Here is a 20,528-nt window from a genome sequence, read left to right as displayed (position 1 = left end):
TTATACAATTTATGAAACAAGCATATATAGTAAAGGGTTTCAGAACTGCCGTAGGAAAAGCTCCAAAAGGAAGTTTAAGATTTACAAGACCCGACGTGATGGCCGCTACAGTTATTGAAAAATTAATGGCTGAGCTACCACAATTAGATAAAAACAGAATTGACGACCTTATCGTAGGAAACGCAATGCCTGAAGCAGAACAGGGTTTAAACGTTGCCCGTTTAATTTCTTTAATGGGATTAAATACCGATAAGGTTCCGGGAGTTACTGTTAACAGATACTGTGCATCAGGAAGTGAAGCTATCGCTATTGCTTCGGCAAAGATCCAGGCAGGAATGGCAGACTGTATCATCGCAGGAGGTACAGAATCTATGTCCTATATCCCGATGGGAGGTTACAAGCCGGTTCCGGAAACGGATATTGCCAAAACGAACCCTGATTATTACTGGGGAATGGGCTATACTGCTGAAGAAGTAGCCAAGCAATATAATATTACAAGAGAAGAACAGGATCAGTTCGCATTTGAATCCCATATGAAAGCTTTGAAAGCTAATGCAGAAGGAAAATTTGCCAATCAGATCGTTTCAATTCCTGTAGAATATAATTTCCTGGATGAAAACCAGAAAATGCAGTCTAAAAAGTTTGATTTCTCTGTAGACGAAGGACCAAGAAAAGATACTTCTCTGGAAGGTCTTGCTAAACTGAGACCCGTATTCGCGAACGGAGGAAGTGTAACAGCCGGAAATTCATCCCAGATGAGTGACGGAGCTGCTTTCGTAATGGTTATGAGCGAAGAAATGGTAAAAGAATTAGGTCTTGAGCCGGAAGCAAGATTAATGGCTTATGCTGCAGCAGGTCTTGAGCCTAGAATCATGGGTATGGGACCGATTTATGCGATTCCAAAAGCTTTAAAACAAGCCGGTCTTGAATTAAAAGATATTGAATTAATTGAATTGAACGAAGCATTTGCATCACAGTCTGTAGCGATCAAAAAGGAATTAGGCCTAAATCCTGATATCCTAAATGTCAACGGAGGTGCTATCGCTCTTGGCCACCCCCTTGGGTGTACCGGAACAAAACTGACCGTTCAGCTTCTTGATGAAATGAGAAGACGCGGCAACAAGTACGGAATGGTTTCTATGTGCGTGGGTACAGGACAGGGAGCAGCAAGTATTTTCGAACTTCTTTAATTAATTATAGATTTTAAATTATAAATTTTAGATGAAATGAGTTTCAAAGAAGACAATTTGATTCAGATAAAAACTTTTGACTTTGCTTTAAGAATAATTAAATTTTATACTCAATGTAAATCTCAGAATGAATTCATTTTATCTAAACAAATTCTTCGCTGTGGAACTTCAATTGGCGCAAATGTGGAAGAAGCAATTGCTGCACAATCTAAAAAAGATTTTATCTCAAAACTTTCTATAGCCAACAAAGAAGCACGAGAAACAAAGTATTGGCTAAGACTTTATCAATCTTCAAATTTAGTTCAAATTGAAATAGACTCTTATTTGAAAGAAATTGAAAGTATTATTAATATTTTGACCAAAATCATCAAAACTTCATCCGAAAATTTATAACAGAGAATCAATAATTTAAAATTTATAATCTAAAATTTAAAATCATAAAATAATGAGTAATACACTTAATAAAACACTGAAGGGAGGTGAATTCCTTATAAAGGAAATTCCTGCAAATGATATTTTCACTCTTGAAGAACTTTCAGAGGAACAAAAAATGCTTCGTGATTCTGCGAAAGAATTTATCGACAGAGAAGTAATTCCTCAAAAAGAAAGATTTGAGAAAAAAGATTATGCTTTAACTGAGGAAAAAATGCGTCAGTTGGGCGAAATGGGACTTCTAGGAGTTGCTGTTCCTGAGGAATACGGTGGTCTTGGAATGGGATTCGTGAATACCATGCTGGCATGTGATTACTGCTCAGGAGCAAATGGTTCATTAGCTACAGCTTATGGAGCTCACACGGGCATCGGAACCCTTCCTATCCTATTGTATGGTACAGAAGAGCAAAAGAAAAAATACCTTCCGGATCTGGCAACAGGTACAAAATTCGGAGCATACTGTCTGACTGAGCCTGATGCTGGTTCTGATGCCAATTCAGGAAAAACAAGAGCAAAACTTTCCGAAGACGGGAAACATTATATCATCAACGGGCAAAAAATGTGGATTTCCAATGCAGGTTTTGCAGAAATCTTTATTGTCTTTGCTAAAATTGATGATGACAAAAACATCACCGGTTTCATCGTAGAAAAAGAAGGAACTGAAGGGCTTTCTTTCGGTGAAGAAGAGCATAAACTGGGAATTCGCTCGTCTTCTACAAGACAGGTTTTCTTTAATGACATGAAAGTTCCTGTTGAAAATCTTTTAGGTGAAAGAAACAACGGTTTCAAAATCGCTCTGAATGCTTTGAATGTCGGAAGAATTAAGCTGGCAGCTGCCAACCTTGACGGACAGAGAAGAATCTTAAACCACTCTCTTCAATATTCTAACGAAAGAAAACAGTTTGGAGTTTCTATCTCCACTTTCGGAGCAATCAGAAAGAAACTGGCAGAAATGGCAACTGGAATTTTCGTTGCTGAAGCTGGTTCTTACAGAGCGGCAAAAGATGTTGAAGATAAGATCAACGAATTGGTTGCCGGTGGAATGAACCATCAGCAGGCTGAATTAAAAGGTGTTGAGGAATTTGCTGTGGAAGCTTCTATCCTGAAAGTTTTCGTTTCAGATTTAACACAACATACTGCCGATGAAGGAATCCAGGTGTACGGAGGAATGGGATTCTCTGAAGATATGCCGATGGAAGCGGCCTGGAGAGATTCAAGAATTGCAAGAATCTATGAGGGTACCAACGAGATCAACCGTCTTTTAGCAGTTGGAATGTTGATTAAAAAAGCAATGAAAGGAGAATTGGATCTGCTTTCTCCTGCAATGGCGATCAGCAAAGAACTGATGGGGATTCCTTCATTTGATGTTCCAGATTACTCAGCATTCATGGCTGAAGAAAAAGCGATTATCGCTAACCTTAAGAAAGTATTTCTTATGGTTTCCGGAGCTGCTCTTCAGAAATACATGATGGATATTGAAAAACAACAGCATTTATTACTGAATGCTTCTGAAATCCTTAATCAACTTTATATGGCAGAATCTGCTATTTTAAGAGCTGAGAAACATTTCTCTGCTGATTCTGTAGAAGCAGCAATGGCACAGCTTAACCTTTACAAAGCTGTTGAAAAGATCATCGCAGCGGCTAAAGAAGGAATTGTTTCTTTCGCGGAAGGTGATGAACAGAGAATGATGCTTTCAGGTCTGAGAAGGTTCACGAAATATACCAATCATCCGAATGTAGTGGCTTTAACTGAAAAAGTTGCCGCACACTATATCGGTAAAGGAGCTTATTAGTCTTTTATAACATAAATTTTGATTGAAGCGTCTCATTTTTTTGAGGCGCTTTTTTTAGCTTATATTAAGACATAACAGACAGGATTGTAAACCAATAAGTAAAATCTATGGTGCTTGTGAACTTAAATTCCAATATTTTTTATATTTTTATTTTAAATTAAAAACATGAAGATTTTATTATTTCCTTTCCTTCTTATTTCTATTATACTAACTGCTCAGAAAAAAGAAAGAAAGCTGATCCTGCTGAAAACAGATACCACCAAGATTCTCAAGCTTAATGATCCTAAAGAAATTCAGGAAAAAATGAGTACGGATCGGAAGGAACAGTATAAAATGCTTACTGTAACCCCAAAAGATACAGCAGCATATATGGCTTTAAAGGAACCCAAAAAGGATTATTCAAAATACAAAATACTGAACCCTGACATTCCTGAAAAAATTGCAGACACAAAAAAGGCTCAGCCTTCCAAATAATTAAAAAAATAAACAAACCACAAAACCAATTACTATGGGAAAATTTATTATCTCGAAGAGAACAGACAGTGACTTCAAATTCAATCTGAAAGCCGGTAACGGACAAGTAATTTTAACAAGCCAGGGATACGGCTCAAAGTCATCTTGTGAAAACGGAATAGAATCTGTACGTACCAATTCGCAGGACGATTCAAAATTCGAAAGAAATACGGCTAAAGATGGCCGCTGCTATTTCAATTTAAAAGCAGGAAATGGGCAAATCATAGGAACCAGCCAGATGTATGAATCTGAAAATGGAATGGAAAACGGTATAGAATCTGTAAAAAACAACGCGCCAGGTGCTTCAATAGAGGATGAAACCCTGCTTTAAACTGAGTCCGGGATAAGACAGTTTTATCATGATGTAAGGAAGTCAGAAGCTGGAAGAGGGAAGTTATTGAAGTCCAAAGATAGAAATACAGGCTATTTTTAGTAATCTTTATAAAACTACTTCAATAAATTTAAAAGAAATTGTTAATACCGGCCAATAGTAACTTCCATCCTCTAACTTCCATCTTCTAGCCTTTTAATTTTAACTTTTTATCCCTAAATCAGCTTATTTGATATTCCTTAAAATATTCTCAATAAAAATGTCTTATTTTTTAAGGCATTTTTTATTTTTGTATTCTATTTTCTATTAGAAATGACAAAAGAAGAAATGCTCAACAGAGCCATAAAGATAGCTGATAAAGCACATAAAGGTCAAACCGACAAGTACCACGCTCCCTACATCGCTCATGTGATGCGTGTCATGGAGTATGGTAAGACCATAGACGAAAAAATTGTAGGGGTATTGCACGATGTGGTAGAAGATCATCCGGAAGAATTCAGCCTCGATTATCTAAGAACCGAAGGTTTTCCGGAATACATTATTTTTGCTATAAGCTGCCTTACCAAATTTGATCCCGAAGAAGATTACGATGAATTCGTTAAAAGAACAGAAAGATCACCTCTGGCTGTCGCTGTAAAGCTTAATGATCTCCGCGATAATATGGATCTCCGAAGAGTAAACAGAGAGCTTAGCCCTAAAGATATCAAAAGGTTCAACAAATACCTGAAAGCGTATCGTTATCTGATAGAGAAATATTAATCTGCTCCCGGGAAATCATAGGTTTTTGTAGGATGGTTCGTACCGTCGATATTAATGTTTAAGGCCAGATAGATAAAGTGAAGGTTTTTATTGCCTTTTGCTTCGAATTCGCGCTGCCACAGATAACCCGTCAGGATTCCGAAATAATCATCAATCTGATAGCCAAAACCACCATATACCCTGTTTCTCGCGAAAGTAGGCTTCATTGGACTTACCAGGAAGATCTCGTCATAAGCATTCGCGAAAACAGTTCCTTTTTTAACGGTTTTTGCATTCAGGGGAACACTTATGTTCAGACGGTATCTGTAACGCATTCTTTGGGAAGCTTTATCTGTTGCCGGCTCATAGAACCAGCTTTTTTCTGCACGAAAACGGTTTTCAAACTTGACGATCCCTTTTTTGAGGTCAATCACGTCCTGTAGCCATACCCTGAACTCTTCTCTGCTCAGGCTGTGTTCTTTATAATTCACGTATCTTCCAAGGCCAACAAAAGGTTTGTGATTTTTGGTAAGATTGTATCCCACTCCTCCTTTGATCTCGTAATAATCCGGGTAGGTGTAATCTTCATTTCCTCTCAGCTGACCTTCGGCATAAAGAAAAAATTTGGGATGAAACTTGTAGGTGAGAGTCACTGCATTGAAGCTGGAAACGTGGTCCTGTGCTTTGAAAAAGGTCATACTCAAAAGTAAACTCAGACTTAAAAAAAGTTTCATAAAAAATTTTTGCAAAAATAAATTATTTAACAATTTGTTAATATTAACTTTCATTCATTTCAAATTAACATTTACTTAATATTGATCGTATAGGAGAAGCCTAAGTGGAACCATCTCTGAGGCATTTCTACTCCGAAGGCTTCCGTATATTTTGTATTGGTCAAATTATTGATCAGCACATATACGGAAAAATCTTTTTTCGCAAAGCTCAGCTTTTCATCAAGAAGGTTATAAGTTCCAAGATTCATTCTTTCATTATACCTGTAAACCAGCTCATTCGTAAAATATTGAAAGAATCTCGTTTCAAGCTTCGCAACAACCTGATGCTTCAGATTATCAAGAATATACCTGGATACAAACTCATTAGACTCCTTCATTTTGCTATCCAGATAAGTATATCCTGCTGTATACTTCAGCCAGTCAAAAACCCTGTGGCTCAATTCTACCTCAATTCCTTTTGTATCTATTTTTCCTACATTCTGAGCGTACCATACCGGATCGGTCATGCTTTTTTTAACCCAATCTATAGAATTGTTGGAATTTCTCATAAATCCGCTCACTTTTGCCAAAATTCTACTGTTCTGGTACTGGTAACCAATTTCAGATGAAACCGCATTTTCCGGAAGCAGATCAGGATTTCCCTGTTCCGTTTTGCTTACATAATAAAGATCGGTAAATGTCGGAACACGGTGAACCTTTGCGATATTTCCATAGATTTTATTGTTCTGATTGAAATTATAGCCAACATCTAATCCAGGATAGAAAAAGTTCCCCTCTTTGGAATAATTCGCCCATGAAATTCCCGGGCTGATGTTCAGCTTTTTATCCAGTAATGAAAAATGATGCTCAAAGAAAACCTGCGAAACAAAACGGTTTCTCTCGCCTAGATTATTACTCGCAAGAAACTCCTTTCTCAGTTCAACACCGACGCCCGTAGTTCCCAATCCCCACTGGTAGCTGGAGTTTATTTCCCCGCCTACATTATTCCCGATATGCATATTTCTGTAACCATCCGGCTTATTCCTGTCATACAAGTACATATCCTGCCCTCTTCTCCAGTATACATTCGAGCTTAGTTTCAAATGACCAAACGTCTGCTGATGGGCTAAACTTACTATAGAAGCCTGCGTTTCCTCATATTGCTCGGTAGCACTTTTAGAAGCATAAAAACCGTTAGCCCCGAATTTCTTTTCAGAAAAGCCCGCTTGCAGCTTCAGATCACCGTTTTTAATATTGAGCTTGCTTTGATAGAAAACATTTCGGATTTCGTAATCCGTATTGTACATATATCCCTGTGATGAGGCAGAATTAGCCTGAAGAGAGTTAGAAAATTTTTCATTTCCCAGCTGTGCGTTGAAGCCGAAGCCGTAAGTTTCGTAATCTCCGCCTTCAGCACTTATTTTCACCCGTTTTCCGGGAGTTGTTTTCGTAATGATATTGATAACGCCGGCATAGGCATTCTGTCCGAATCTTCTGGCAGCCGGACCTTTGATGATCTCAATTCTTTCCACATCATCCATATCTACCGGTACATTCATAGAATTGTGTCCGGTCTGGGAATCATTCATTCTGATGCCATTCAGCAACAGCAATACCTGCTCAAAAGAACTTCCCCTGAAACCTATGTCACTCTGTACACCATTGGCTCCTCTTCTTCTGATATCCATTCCCGGAACCTGTTGAAGAACCTCGTCAATACTTTTTGCAGGAGAATTGGCAATATCTTCTTTCGTAATAACTGTAATATTCTGATTGGCATTTTTATAAGGTGTAGAAATAAATTTTCCCTGAAATTCAATGCTTTCAATATCTGTGGTCTTTTCCTGTGCATGAGCACAGAGCATTGATCCTAATAAAAATATACTTCCAATCTTCTTGATCATAATAGTTCCCGTTTTGTTTTGAATCAGTTCTTTAATAACGGACCCAAAAGTAAGGGAGTTCCCCAAGAAAGACAAATGATAGTTATCATAAAAAAAGATGCAGTAGGATATACTGCATCTTTTGAGGGGGAATAACTTCATCTTTTTCTCATTAAATGTGTAACAAGATCTCTGAATAATTTTCTCATTTCTATATTACATATTTATGAATACAATTTTAACTAATTTTAAAATACAAAACAAGAGCAAAATGCAAAAACATATTGAAAATCATAAATTATTTTTCAATTTTATAATTATAAAATAGTTAACATAATCTTATGGATATTAACAGCTTATCTATCATTTTTTTTTCTGACTGAAAATGGAAATATTTTATTTTTTTTGGCTTGTTAATAATTGAATATAATTATCTGGAAGCAAATATTTAAACGTCTTATTTTCACTAAAATTTTGTAATTTTGTGAGTCTTAATTTTGCGATGAAAATAATCATCTTTCCATACTTTTACAGGCACTTTTAATCAATGCTCAATCTTGGACGGATACAGAACAATTTATCAGGCAGCAGAATTTACACAAGAAACAGTCACACTGGCACAGATGATTCTCAGTCAGTATATATTTTATGAACATGACTAAAACAGTAGAAATAGATATAAAAAAACAGATCTTCGTTAAGAATGCCCATCTTAATAATCTGAAACATATAGACGTTCTGATCCCAAAAAATAAATTAATCGTAATCACGGGGGTTTCTGGAAGCGGAAAATCTTCCCTGGCATTCGATACCATTTATGCAGAAGGACAGAGAAGATATGTGGAAAGTTTAAGTTCCTATGCACGTCAGTTTTTGGGTAAACTGGAAAAGCCCAAAGTGGATGATATTAAAGGGCTTGCCCCTTCCATTGCCATTCAACAGAAAGTGATTTCTTCCAATCCCCGTTCTACGGTGGGAACTTCTACGGAGATCTATGATTATATGAAACTTCTTTTTGCAAGAATCGGGAAAACTTTTTCTCCGGTTTCAGGCGAAGAAGTAAAGAAAGATTCCGTTTCTGATGTAATCGATTTTATCAAGGCTTCAAAAAAAGACACTTCGTTTTTGCTGACAGCTCCCTTGGAATATGACGCAGATAATTTTAAGGAAGCACTGAATGTTTTAAAGCTAGCAGGTTTCACAAGACTTGAGATCAATGGTAATGTAGCAGGTATTGAAGACCTGGAAAGCTTCGGCTTTACTCCTGAAAAAGGGATGACCATTAATCTTGTGATCGACCGTTTTTCTTATGAAGAAGACGAAAGCTTCCTTCAAAGGCTGGCAGATTCTATCCAAATGGCATTTTACGAAGGTCATGGCTATTGTTCACTAAAAAACCCGGATACCGGAAAGGTAAAAGAGTTTTCCAATAAATTTGAGCTGGATGGTATGGAGTTCCTTGAACCAAATGTTCATTTTTTCAGCTTCAACAACCCTTACGGAGCATGTCCGGCATGTGAAGGTTACGGAAAAGTGATCGGAATAGATGAAGATCTTGTTATTCCTAATAAAACACTATCCGTTTATGAGGATGCAGTCGTCGCCTGGAGAGGTGAAAGCATGAGTGAATGGAAAAAAGCATTTATTAAAAAAGCCGGAGACTTCCCTATCCACAAACCTTATCATCAGCTAACCAAAGAGCAAAAAAGTTTTCTGTGGAAAGGAGACGGTAAAAGCAGTTTCCCTTCTATTAATAATTTCTTCAAAATGCTTGAAGAAAATCTGTACAAGATCCAGTACCGAGTTATGCTTTCCCGATACAGAGGAAAAACACTCTGTCCTACCTGCGAAGGCCTGAGATTAAGAGAAGAAACGAGCTGGGTAAAGGTAAACGGGCACAATATCCAGTCTATGATTGAGCTTCCTCTTGATGAATTGTATCCTTTAATAGATGGGCTGAAACTTTCCGAGCATGATCAGGATGTGGCCAAAAGGTTATTGTATGAAATCAAAACCCGTATCGAATTTTTATTAAAAGTAGGTTTAGGTTATTTAACGTTAAATAGAACCTCCAATACCCTTTCAGGCGGTGAAAGTCAGAGAATTAACCTTGCAACAAGTTTGGGAAGTTCTCTTGTAGGATCTATCTATATCCTGGATGAGCCTTCTATCGGTCTTCACTCAAGAGATACCGAAAACCTGATCGAAGTTTTAAAAAATCTTCGGGACCTGGGAAATACCGTAATTGTTGTTGAACACGATGAAGACGTTATGAAAGCTGCTGACTATATTATTGATATTGGCCCTGAAGCAGGCTATCTTGGTGGTGAACTGGTATTTGCCGGAGATTATAATGATCTTAAAAATGCGGATACGCTTACTTCAAAATATTTAACCGGAAGGATGGAAATTGAGGTTCCTAAAAAGCGCAGAAAAGCCAAGGAATGGATCCACATCAAAGGAGCAAGACAAAATAATCTGAAAAATATAGATGTAGATGTTCCTTTGGAAAGCCTTACGGTAATCTCGGGAGTTTCCGGAAGCGGAAAATCTACGCTGATGAAGGAAATTTTAACCAACGACATCCAGATCCAGCTTGGAATGGGTGGCAAAAAAGGAGATTATGATTCTGTAGAATTCCCAAAGAAACTGATTAAAAACATTGAGCTGATCGATCAGAATCCGATTGGAAAATCTTCACGATCCAATCCTGTTACTTACCTGAAAGCGTATGATGACATCAGAGATCTTTTTGCCAAACAGAAAGTTTCAAAAATGATGGGTTACAAGCCCAAGCATTTCTCTTTCAACGTAGACGGCGGAAGATGTGACGAATGTAAAGGAGAAGGTGTGATCAATGTATCCATGCAGTTCATGGCAGATATTGAGCTTGAATGTGAAGTATGTAAAGGTACCCGTTTTAAAAACGAAATCCTGGAAGTGAAGTTCGATGAGAAAAGCATTTCCGATATTCTTCATATGACAGTGGATGAAGCTTTGGAATTTTTTAAAGACAATAACGAAGAAAAGATCGTCACAAAACTGAGACCGCTTCAGGAAGTCGGATTAGGCTATCTGCAGCTGGGGCAGAGCTCTTCTACCCTTTCCGGTGGTGAAGCACAGCGTGTAAAACTGGCATCATTCCTTGTCAAGGGAGTGACGACGGATAAAACTCTGTTTATCTTTGACGAACCTTCTACAGGGCTTCATTTCCATGATATCCAGAAGTTACTGAAATCCCTACAGGCATTGATTGATCTTGGTCATTCGGTAATTGTTATTGAACATCAGCCGGATATTATCAAATCTGCAGATTATATTATAGATATTGGCCCGGAGGCAGGAAAATATGGCGGTGAAGTTGTTTTTGCCGGAACCCCGGAAGACCTGGCGAAAGATAAAAAATCGCACACCGCAAAATATATCAAGGAAAAACTTGAAAGCTAAATATGAATAGAGAGCCAATAAATGGCTCTCTATTTTTTTAACCCTTGAGGTTTATTTAATTTGTTTAAATGTAAGTTGAGTTTCGCATAAAAGCTTTTTTAAACCACAAAAGTCACAAAAGCTTTTTGACACTTAAGTGATTAAAGATTTAATGCTTTATGAATAAGAAGTTCACTTAAGTTTAAAAAAATCATAGATTTTTTGTATTAGACCTCCAAAGCTTTAAACCTTAAACGTTGAACTTTAAACCCTTCAAAGATTATACAAAAACGGGCTTTGTTTAATATAAGCTTCATCATCGATCTGGGACACCAAAAACTCAGACAGATCTGCTGCACTGATTTTCTCTCCTGGACAATCCGTCAGATTCGTCTCTGTTCTGAAGTGCTCGGAAGTAGGAATTATTAACGGAAGTCTCACCAATGTCCAATCCAGATTACTCTTTACAAGAATTTCATATTCATCCTGTTTGTCTTTTGTTGTCTTTGGATAATTCTGATACATCCACTCAGTTGCCATTTTTACTTTATCATTTTTATGATCAAAAGGCGTGTTAACGTTCAAACCGGTGATAGTAATATATCTTTTAATTCCGTGAGAATTCATCGACTGTATAATATTGTTTGTAGCATCCGTGAATATCGATTCTTCTCCGGCAGGCTGTCCTATTTTACTGATTACCGCACTGCAATCTTTAATAAGACGGTTCACAGCTTCAGAATCTCTTGCATCTCCCTGTACGATTTCAATTAAAGGGTTTTCAATAGTAAAATTTTCAGGAGTCCGAAGTAACAGTTTCATGGGATGTTTTCTTTTCAGAAGCTCCTGGACAAGGTAATGTCCTGTTTTTCCTGTGCCACCTATTACGGCTATTGTATTTGTTTTCATAATGATCTCTTTTGTTGGTGAAATATGATCCAATAATGAATGAGAATGCCTCATCAGTTATCGTCAGATTTCTTTTTGGGTATTAAGTAATAGAATAACGGGGTTCATAAAATTTGAACCTTAGGATCTCAAGTACTTAGAAATGCACTTGAATAATGATATTTATAAAGAGATTTTAATGAGTCAAATATAACTAATTATTTTAAAAAGATAAAACTTTAGAATCAAACGCTATTTAGCCCTAATTTTTTATCTTAGAAAACAAAATCATATATTATTCATTCACTGGTTTTTTACCTTTTTAATCTGATTAAACAATATGAATTATAAAATTCTATCTGCTCTTCTGTTTATTCTGTTATTATGCAGCTGCACATTAAAAAAAATGATCAATTCAGATAATAATCAACGATATGGATCACTGGTATATTGAGAAAAAGAAGTGACAAGGAAAAAATACTTGAAAAACACCATTTTAAACATACTGAATAACAGTTGATTACAAACTTATCCACAACAAATTGTGGATAAGTTGTGAATTTTAACATTAAATTCATGTTTCGTATTAAAAATTGTACTACATTTACTATGTAATACAACTGAAATGAAATCATTTTTTGCTTTTTTCAGCTTTGAAATTGCAATTAAATTTGAAATAAAAATTTAAGCACAGCATTGTCGGCTGTGCTTTTTTATTGTTGTCTAATTAAAAAAATGAGATGTATTTATCTACTGGATCCGCTCCTAAAGAGCGGATTCTTTTTATGCACAGGTTCAGTTCCTGTCCTGAATGAATTCTGAATAAAATCATTGAAAAACAAACCGCAATTATTGGAAAGTTTTTATTTATTTAAATTAATTAGTATTTTTATTTTTTCCAAGGCCTCATAGTTCAACGGATAGAATAGAAGTTTCCTAAACTTTAGATCCAGGTTCGATTCCTGGTGAGGCCACAAATGTAAATAAACAATAAAATACTGGCAGCCCTGTTATATTTGTAGTAGTTGTATGTATTCCTTAAAGCCAGGCAAGTAGCTGCATGTCCAACTTTATTATTTTTTAGGTATTTTCATTACATTTATAAAATCCTCCCGCATTACCTTAGTCATGTGTTTTGCGATAGTTGTGCCAGGCCAGAGGAGACGGGCGCCGACCGCCGAATAATCTCCGGTACTACTGCAACTTGAGTATGTGAAACCTTCTCCCCCTCCAGCTTCATCACTTAAATTACACATCACTTCATATTTGTGCTGATATATGTTCCGGTCATAGTTATTGAAGTCAATTACTTCACCATTCCACACGGCTTTATTTGCTTTCCATAATCTGAACATAGAGATAGCAGCCTCTTTATCCTCCATAGTATATGCAGATACATCAGGTTCCAGATCGGGATCTATATTAAGGATTTTACAGATATCCTCGTAGCTGTTGACTTCTGATCTGGAATTTATTGTACTTAGTTTTAATGATTCATTACCCGTTTTTATTATTTTTTCAGGTATTTTCATCATATTCATAAAATCCTGCTGCATCACCTTAGTGACGTGTTTTGCTATGGTAATGCCAGGCCAGAGGAGGCGGGCACCGACATGGCTCCTGTTGCTGACAGGACGGTAAGTAAAGTACATCAAACCTGAATCCGGATCAACTTCATCACCCAGATCAAACAAAATTTCATACTTCTCCTGATCATCGTCATTGAAATCAATCATTTCGCCATTCCACGCAGCCTTATTTGCGTTCCACAATCTGAACAGGGAAACAGCAGCCTTTTGATCCTCTTCATCATAGGCAGATACATCTGGTTTCAGGCCAGGATGTATGTTCAGTATTTTACAAATATCTTCATAACTGTTCATTTCCAATTCGAAATTCATTTTTAATTAGCTAATGATTAGGTAGTCCATTCCTTTTCCTCCCAATATTACTCATCCTATGAAATACACCTCAATTAAATGATTGTCTGTAACTTAAAGGAGTTTTTTCCATTTTCTTTTTAAAAAGCTTATTGAACGACTGAGGATGCTCAAACCCTAAAGCATAAGCGACTTCCGATACGGAAAAATTCGTAGCTATAAGATATTCTTTAGCCTTTTCAATCAGTTTTTCATGAATGTGCTGCTGGGCATTCTGCCCCGTAAGGTTCCGGAGCATATCACTCAGATAATGCGGTGAAAGGTTCATTTCTGAGGCCAGGAACTCCACGGTGGGAAGTCCTTTGGTTAATGTTTCCTGTTTATTGAAATAGTCTTCCAGTATACCTTCCATTTTAGATAAAATATCACTGTTGACTGCTTTTCTGGTGATAAACTGTCTTTTATAAAAGCGGTTGCTGTAATTCAGCAGAACCTCAATATAAGACACAATAACGTCCTGGCTGACTTCATCAATCGCTGTATTCAACTCATTCCTGATATTATCCAGTAATCCGGTGATGATTGTTTTTTCCTGATCAGATAGATGCAGTGCCTCGTTGGTATCATAGGAAAAGAACCCGAGTTTTTTAATGTTCTTGCCCAAAGGATAAGTCCGTATAAAATCCGGATGTACAAGCAGCGTATATCCACAGTATTCTGCGTCTGCATCGGTAGAAAGAATCTGTCCCGGCGCCGTAAACATCATGCCTCCTTCGTTAAAATCATAATATCCCTGTCCGTAGCCCATCTTTCCATGTTCAGAAAACTTATACGAAATCTTATAAAAATTCAGGTAAAAGCTTCTGTTCAGCAATTCCTTATTCACAATCATTTTCGTATTATCTACCAGGCTTACTAACGGATGAAGCGGTTTGGGAAGTTTCAGCAGGTCGTGAAGCTCCGATATGGATGAAATTTTCATAGGTGTATTATCCTTCTTTTCCATGATATAAATGTATTAAATATTTGAATTAAAAGACAGCATAAATAAAATCTATGCCGTCTCAATATTTAAAAATATCTTAAATAAACTGTTTGCCGAACTGCTCTCTGAAAGCTTCAGCTCCCAGTTCAAGACGCTGGGCATATAATGCTTTTGCATCCTCTCCTGCTACGTATCTTAACTGCTTCTTGCCATCTGTAGCTGCTTCATATACCACTTCAGCAATCTGTTCAGGTTCGGAAGCCGCTTCCATCATTCCTTCCATACTGGAAAAAAGGGAATTGGTAATCTCTTCATAGGCCGGGCTCGTTGCGGAATCTAAAGAACGACTTACAAAATCGGTCTTAATTCCTCCTGGAGATACAGTTTTGATATCAATGCCGAATTTATTCAGTTCATAAGATAGACTCTCGCTCCAACCCTCCAACGCCCATTTAGTTGCATGATAGGTTGAACCCAAAGGAAATGCAATCAATCCTCCGATTGAGGTGGTAGAAATAAACATTCCGCTCTTTTTCTCTCTGAAATATGGAATAAAAGCTTGTGTTACACGAATCACCCCAAGAAGGTTGGTATCCAGCTGCTTTAAAATCTGCTCATCTTTTAAGGCTTCCAAAGGACCAATAAGCCCATATCCTGCATTATTGAAAACCACATCTACATTCCCCAGCTCAAGGGCTTTATTTACAGTCGATTTTATCTGTTCCAGATTGGTAACGTCCAAAGGAAGCAGGGTTACATTGTCCAAGGCGGCAAGTTCAGAAGCTGCTTCCGGGTTTCTCATAGTAGCAATAACGTTCCAGCCTCTGCTTTGAAATAATTGGGCAGCCGCTTTTCCTAATCCTGTTGAAGCGCCTGTTATAAAAATTGTTTTCATTTTGTTCTGTATTAAATTAACAGGACAAAGGTCAGGATTCGAATAAAGGCTGAAGTTGCCAAATTGGACTAACGTGTATCCAAAATGGATTTTAAATAGTTTTTTGAAGGAATTATCTCAAAATAGAAAGGCCCGGATTTAAAATCCGGGCCTTGTTTATTAAAAAGAGAAATGCAGTATAAGCTGTGAATTCTCTTCAGATTATCTTATCTTAAAATTTATAGACAAATGAATTGATATTCATCCCTGCTCCTACAGAAGCAAATAAAACCACATGTCCTTCTTTTATTTCATGGGAAGGAAGTTCTCCATTCAGGATCATCGTAAGCAACGTTGGAATGGTAGCCACACTGCTGTTCCCTAATTTATCTATTACCATCGGCATGATATTCTCAGGCATTGTCAAATCATAAAGCTGATAAAAACGTTTTACAATCGCCTCATCCATTTTCTCATTAGCCTGATGAATGATAATTTTATCTAGCTGATCTATAGAATATCCGCTTGCATCCAGACACTTCTTCATAGCATCCGCCACATTTACAAGAGCAAATTCATAAATTTTTCTGCCTTCCATTTTGATATATTTCGTATCAGGACAGCTTTCATTGTTGTATGACTTACCAAAGAAAAGGTAATCTTTTTCGTTCAAGGTATAAGAAGCCGATAAATGGGATTGTATTCCTTTACCATCTTCACTTATTTCCATGATAACCGCTCCTGCACCATCCGCATAGATCATACTGTCCCTGTCGTGAATATCAACGACTCTGGAAAGTGTTTCTGCACCAATAACCAGGCAGCGTTTTGCTATACCCGATTTGATGAAGGCATTAGCCTGTATCACACCTTCTATCCAGCCCGGACATCCGAACAGAACATCATAGGCTACACAGAAATTATTTTTGATCTTTAGAAGATGTTTTACTCTTGAAGCCAGACTTGGCACACTATCCGACTGAACGGTGCCAAAGCGGACATCACCAAAATTATGGGCAAATATGATGTAATCCAGGGTCTCCGGATCTATTTTTGAATTTTCTATTGCTCTCTGTGCTGCAATCAGCCCCAGATCTGAAGTCACCTGATCCTCAGATGCGTATCTTCTTTCTTCTATGCCGGTAATTTCCTTGAGCTTTCTGGCAATAATATCATTCGCTTCCTTTAATGACTCCCCGTTTTTATTAATAAAATGATGCTTGTCAAAAAATAAATTTGTAATTGTTTCCGGCGGAATATAATTGCCGACTCCTATAATCTTGCTTGTCATTAAAAAAAAATTATAATCTTCTTAAATTCATTTTGGTTTTTTCATGAATTTAAATATTGTACAATATTAACGATAAAATATCTATTAATCGTATGATAAAATAGAATTGAATATTTATATTGGTATTCAGAGCATAAAATGAAACATTACCATCCCTCAGATCGCTTTCTATCATTAGATTTTCACTTCATTCTCAATCCCTTAGATTGTTGTTTTCATTTTTTGTAAATTCGCATGCTTATGGCAGCCTATATTCTTGAAAATACAAGCATCAATATACTTTCCGTTTATGATCTCCTGAAACATACTTCAGGCAGCGCATTCCTGGAGATCAGAGATTTTCATAATATCTATCCTACTGCCATCGAAAACAATATAGGCGTTTTTACTAAAAGATCCCCGTTAAAAGATTTCCCGCAGGTTTCCGTCAGCCAGATTGGCAGCTCTATAATAAGTACATGTACCTGCCATACCCCTAAAGACAAACTTTGTGAGCATCAGGCAGAAATCATCCACTGTATCATAGAGGAGAAAAAATTCAGGACTTTTTTTGATCCTTTTCTTCGTAAGAAATTGTTTATTGCTAAAGCTAAAAGTTACGGCTTAGAAAATGAACCGGAACTTGATATCTATTTTGAGCTTGAATATGTTAATGACAAAATCGAAGTAAAGCCTAAGATCAGGGAAATGTTACCTATAGATGAGGATATTTTTAAACAGCAGCTTCTTCCTCAACGTTCTTCAGTAATCAATCAATTAGCATTACAGGACAGTGGGAAGAGAAAAATACTGGTCATCGGAAGGCACCGTTATTACAGCCACCTGAATTTTTCACTCATGGAAGCTGAAACTACCCAGGCAGGAAAACTCAAAAATCCTGTCCATTCTGTTGATGCCATGCAGCTTATCTGGAAAGCTGAAGAGCCACAGCATATTAAATTCTACACTGCTGTTTCAGCGTTTCAGAATAATTATAATGAGGATTACAATACTGCAGAGCTGGAAGCTCTAAAACTGATCGTACAGAATCCGCTTGGGCTGGAAACTTATTATCATGACCGTGAGCTGTCCGAGACCGTTTCATCAAAATCTCTTGTCCCTGTACATCTTGAGGTTTTGCAGGCAGAAATACAGCTTAGCGTATTCAAAAAGGAGCCTTTTTATGAGGTAACCGGAGCGTTAGAATTCAATGATGTATCCATTCCTTTTAAAAATATAATGATCAGGAATGAATATTTTGTCTATAGCCGGAATACTTTCAGTTTTGTAGATGATCCGGATATGCTGAGGGTAATTAAATTTTTTAAAACCAATAATGAGATCCTGCTTGTTCATTCCTCAAAATATGAAGGATTCATGAAAAATATTCTTTCTTCACTGGAAGAACGTATTCATATCAATTATAGTTACATACAGCCTGCAACACCAGTACAGCTTGAAGAAGAAAACCACAGTAACGAATGGGTCATTTATCTTCGCCAGCAGGGAAATTACATTGCTTTGACTCCGGTCATGAAATATGGACAGGCAGAAGTTGCCGTCTATTCCAGGAAACAGCTTTTCGGAGCGGATCAGAATGGAAATGTATTTAAAATTGACAGAAATGACGCAGAAGAAGCCCGTTTTACCTATCTCATTATGAAGCAGCACCCCGACTTCGAAGCACAGATGGACGGCTATGATTATTTTTATCTGCATAAAGATAAGTTCCTGGATCAGGGCTGGTTTCTTGGTGCTTTTGAAGTATGGAGACGTGAAGGTGTTGTCATTCTTGGATTCAATGAGCTTAAAAATACTAAACTCAATTCTTACAAAGCAAAAGTCAATATTCAGATCACCAGTGGGCTGGATTGGTTCAATGCTAAATTAAAGGTAAGCTTCGGACAGAAGGATGCCACACTGAAACAGCTTCATCGCGCTATACGCAACAGAAGTAAATTTGTACAGCTGGACGACGGGACGCTCGGAGTTCTCCCGGAAGAATGGATCAACAGGATGAATGAATTTTTCCGGATCGGGGAAATTGATGCTGAGGAACTTAAAATTCCAAAGATCAATTTTACGGAAGTGTCTTCACTGTTTGAAAAGGATATTTTGAACAGCGAGGTACAGGAAGAGCTTTCTTCTTATTCACTTCAGTTCTCATCCGTTAAAGATATTCCCCAAATCGATATTCCTTCAGAATTGAAAGCTGTTTTGAGGGATTATCAGCATGACGGACTGAACTGGCTGAGCTTTTTGGACAGCTTTAATTTCGGGGGATGTCTTGCGGATGATATGGGTCTTGGAAAAACACTTCAGGTGATCGCGTTTATTCTTTCTCAACGTAAAAAACGAGGCCATGTTACCCATCTTGTCGTGGTTCCCACTTCCTTGCTCTTCAACTGGCAGGAAGAGATTAGCAGGTTCGCTCCTTCAATAAATGTAATGACTCATTATGGAGCCGAAAGATTGAAAACTGCAAAACATTTTTCTGAATATGAGGTAGTACTTACCAGCTATGGAATGTTACTTTCGGATATCCGTTTTCTGAAAGACTTCCGTTTTAACTGTGTTTTCCTTGATGAATCACAGACAATTAAAAATCCTAATTCAGAAAGATATAAAGCAGCCCGCTTGTTGAATTCAAGAAACAGGTTTGTTCTTACAGGGACTCCTATTGAAAACAACACTTTCGATCTTTACAGTCAGCTTTCTTTTGCCTGTCCGGGACTTTTGGGAAGCAAGCAGTATTTTAAAGACATTTATGCCGTTCCCATTGATAAATTTGAATATGGTAAGCGTGCCCAGGAGCTTCAACAGAAAATCAAGCCTTTTATTCTCCGCAGGACAAAAAAGCAGGTTGCCAAAGAGCTTCCTGAAAAGACGGAAATGGTGATCTACTGCGAAATGGATACTGAACAGCGTAAAATCTATGATGCTTATGAAAAGGAACTCCGTGAATTTATTGCCGCCAATGATGACGATGATCTGAATAAAAACAGCATGCATGTTCTGACCGGACTTACCAGGCTCAGACAGATCTGTAATTCTCCTGTACTATTAAAAGAAGGATATTCCGGCGATCATGCCGTGAAAATAGAAATACTGATGGAACAGATCCAAAGTAAGTCGAAAGATCATAAAATCCTTGTATTCTCACAATTTGTAGAGATGCTGGACTTGCTTAAAGCTGAACTTGAACGTAAAAAGATTCCTTTTGAATATCTTACGGGACAAACCAAAAACAGAGGCAAGACCGTTAATAATTTCCAGGAGAATGAAGAGATCCGGGTATTCCTGATCAGTTTAAAAGCGGGCGGCGTAGGCCTGAACCTTACTCAGGCAGATTATATTTACCTCGTAGATCCGTGGTGGAATCCTGCAGCGGAAAACCAGGCGATCGACCGTAGTTATAGAATCGGTCAGACTAAAAATGTGATTGCAGTCCGGCTGATCTGTTCAAATACTGTGGAAGAGAAGATTTTAAGTCTTCAGAAAAAGAAAAATGAGCTGGCCCAAAATCTGCTTCAGACTGACGGAACAGGCATTCAGAAGCTGTCGAAGCATGATTTATTAGAAATACTGGAATCAAAATCATTGTAAAACC

General features: G+C 37.4%; 15 protein-coding genes and 1 tRNA gene. 9 read left to right on the top strand and 7 right to left on the bottom strand.

Annotation, left to right across the window (positions count from 1 at the left end; genetic code table 11):
* Window positions 1–11 precede the first annotated feature (11 nt).
* The 6 genes from DRF61_RS01030 to DRF61_RS01005 all read left to right on the top strand — a co-directional run bounded on the left by DRF61_RS01030 (window position 12) and on the right by DRF61_RS01005 (window position 5,020).
* On the top strand, window positions 12–1,190 hold the full coding sequence (locus tag DRF61_RS01030; RefSeq protein WP_111953174.1) for a thiolase family protein: 1,179 nt from the start codon (window positions 12–14) through the stop codon (window positions 1,188–1,190).
* A 36-nt stretch (window positions 1,191–1,226) separates the two neighbouring features.
* A complete protein-coding gene (locus DRF61_RS01025; protein WP_111953172.1) occupies window positions 1,227–1,583 on the top strand; it encodes a four helix bundle protein in 357 nt (118 codons plus the stop codon).
* A 52-nt stretch (window positions 1,584–1,635) separates the two neighbouring features.
* Window positions 1,636–3,417: an acyl-CoA dehydrogenase family protein gene (locus DRF61_RS01020; protein ID WP_111953170.1), complete on the top strand. Its 1,782-nt coding sequence runs from the start codon at window positions 1,636–1,638 to the stop codon at window positions 3,415–3,417.
* 165 nt (window positions 3,418–3,582) lie between these two features.
* Window positions 3,583–3,891, top strand: coding sequence for a hypothetical protein (locus DRF61_RS01015; RefSeq protein ID WP_111953168.1), 309 nt, complete (start codon window positions 3,583–3,585; stop codon window positions 3,889–3,891).
* A gap of 34 nt (window positions 3,892–3,925) precedes the next feature.
* Window positions 3,926–4,261: a YegP family protein gene (locus DRF61_RS01010; protein WP_111953166.1), complete on the top strand. Its 336-nt coding sequence runs from the start codon at window positions 3,926–3,928 to the stop codon at window positions 4,259–4,261.
* Between the two features lie 312 nt (window positions 4,262–4,573).
* Window positions 4,574–5,020: a phosphohydrolase gene (locus DRF61_RS01005; protein ID WP_111953164.1), complete on the top strand. Its 447-nt coding sequence runs from the start codon at window positions 4,574–4,576 to the stop codon at window positions 5,018–5,020.
* Here DRF61_RS01005 and DRF61_RS01000 read toward each other — a convergent pair.
* Together DRF61_RS01000 and DRF61_RS00995 are read right to left on the bottom strand one after the other, a co-directional pair.
* Window positions 5,017–5,733, bottom strand: coding sequence for a DUF2490 domain-containing protein (locus DRF61_RS01000; protein ID WP_111953595.1), 717 nt, complete (start codon window positions 5,731–5,733; stop codon window positions 5,017–5,019). The genes DRF61_RS01005 and DRF61_RS01000 overlap by 4 nt on opposite strands.
* Window positions 5,734–5,804: 71 nt before the next feature.
* On the bottom strand, window positions 5,805–7,616 hold the full coding sequence (locus tag DRF61_RS00995; protein WP_111953593.1) for a TonB-dependent receptor plug domain-containing protein: 1,812 nt from the start codon (window positions 7,614–7,616) through the stop codon (window positions 5,805–5,807).
* A 633-nt stretch (window positions 7,617–8,249) separates the two neighbouring features.
* Here DRF61_RS00995 and uvrA point away from each other — a divergent pair.
* Window positions 8,250–11,042, top strand: a complete 2,793-nt coding sequence (gene uvrA, locus DRF61_RS00990) for an excinuclease ABC subunit UvrA (RefSeq protein ID WP_111953162.1) — start codon at window positions 8,250–8,252, stop codon at window positions 11,040–11,042.
* A 252-nt stretch (window positions 11,043–11,294) separates the two neighbouring features.
* Here the strand turns inward: uvrA and DRF61_RS00985 are convergent, their stop codons facing one another.
* Window positions 11,295–11,930: an NAD(P)-dependent oxidoreductase gene (locus DRF61_RS00985; protein ID WP_111953160.1), complete on the bottom strand. Its 636-nt coding sequence runs from the start codon at window positions 11,928–11,930 to the stop codon at window positions 11,295–11,297.
* 881 nt (window positions 11,931–12,811) lie between these two features.
* Between DRF61_RS00985 and DRF61_RS00980 the strand changes: the two genes are divergently transcribed.
* Window positions 12,812–12,883 (top strand) — tRNA-Arg (locus DRF61_RS00980).
* A gap of 99 nt (window positions 12,884–12,982) precedes the next feature.
* On the opposite strand, the gene DRF61_RS00975 is transcribed toward DRF61_RS00980, so the two are convergent.
* The 4 genes from DRF61_RS00975 to DRF61_RS00960 form a co-directional block, all read right to left on the bottom strand.
* The gene (locus DRF61_RS00975; protein WP_111953158.1) at window positions 12,983–13,810 is read right to left on the bottom strand and encodes a hypothetical protein; all 828 of its coding nucleotides are present in this window, start codon (window positions 13,808–13,810) and stop codon (window positions 12,983–12,985) included.
* A 70-nt stretch (window positions 13,811–13,880) separates the two neighbouring features.
* The gene (locus DRF61_RS00970; RefSeq protein WP_111953156.1) at window positions 13,881–14,795 is read right to left on the bottom strand and encodes a helix-turn-helix domain-containing protein; all 915 of its coding nucleotides are present in this window, start codon (window positions 14,793–14,795) and stop codon (window positions 13,881–13,883) included.
* Between the two features lie 76 nt (window positions 14,796–14,871).
* Window positions 14,872–15,669 carry an SDR family oxidoreductase gene (locus DRF61_RS00965; RefSeq protein ID WP_111953154.1) on the bottom strand — a complete coding sequence of 266 codons (798 nt, stop codon included), beginning with the start codon at window positions 15,667–15,669 and terminating at the stop codon, window positions 14,872–14,874.
* 211 nt (window positions 15,670–15,880) lie between these two features.
* Window positions 15,881–16,939 carry a 3-oxoacyl-ACP synthase III family protein gene (locus DRF61_RS00960; protein WP_111953152.1) on the bottom strand — a complete coding sequence of 353 codons (1,059 nt, stop codon included), beginning with the start codon at window positions 16,937–16,939 and terminating at the stop codon, window positions 15,881–15,883.
* A gap of 240 nt (window positions 16,940–17,179) precedes the next feature.
* Here DRF61_RS00960 and DRF61_RS00955 point away from each other — a divergent pair, with 240 nt between their 5' ends.
* Complete coding sequence (locus DRF61_RS00955; RefSeq protein WP_111953591.1) at window positions 17,180–20,524, top strand: DEAD/DEAH box helicase; 3,345 nt, start codon at window positions 17,180–17,182, stop codon at window positions 20,522–20,524.
* Window positions 20,525–20,528 lie beyond the last annotated feature (4 nt).

It is taken from the genome of Chryseobacterium lathyri (genome assembly GCF_003290185.1).
Taxonomy (GTDB): Bacteria; Bacteroidota; Bacteroidia; order Flavobacteriales; family Weeksellaceae; genus Chryseobacterium; species Chryseobacterium lathyri.
The sequence above is the reverse complement of the archived record's forward strand: the minus strand, read 5'-3'. Positions and strand labels throughout refer to the sequence as shown.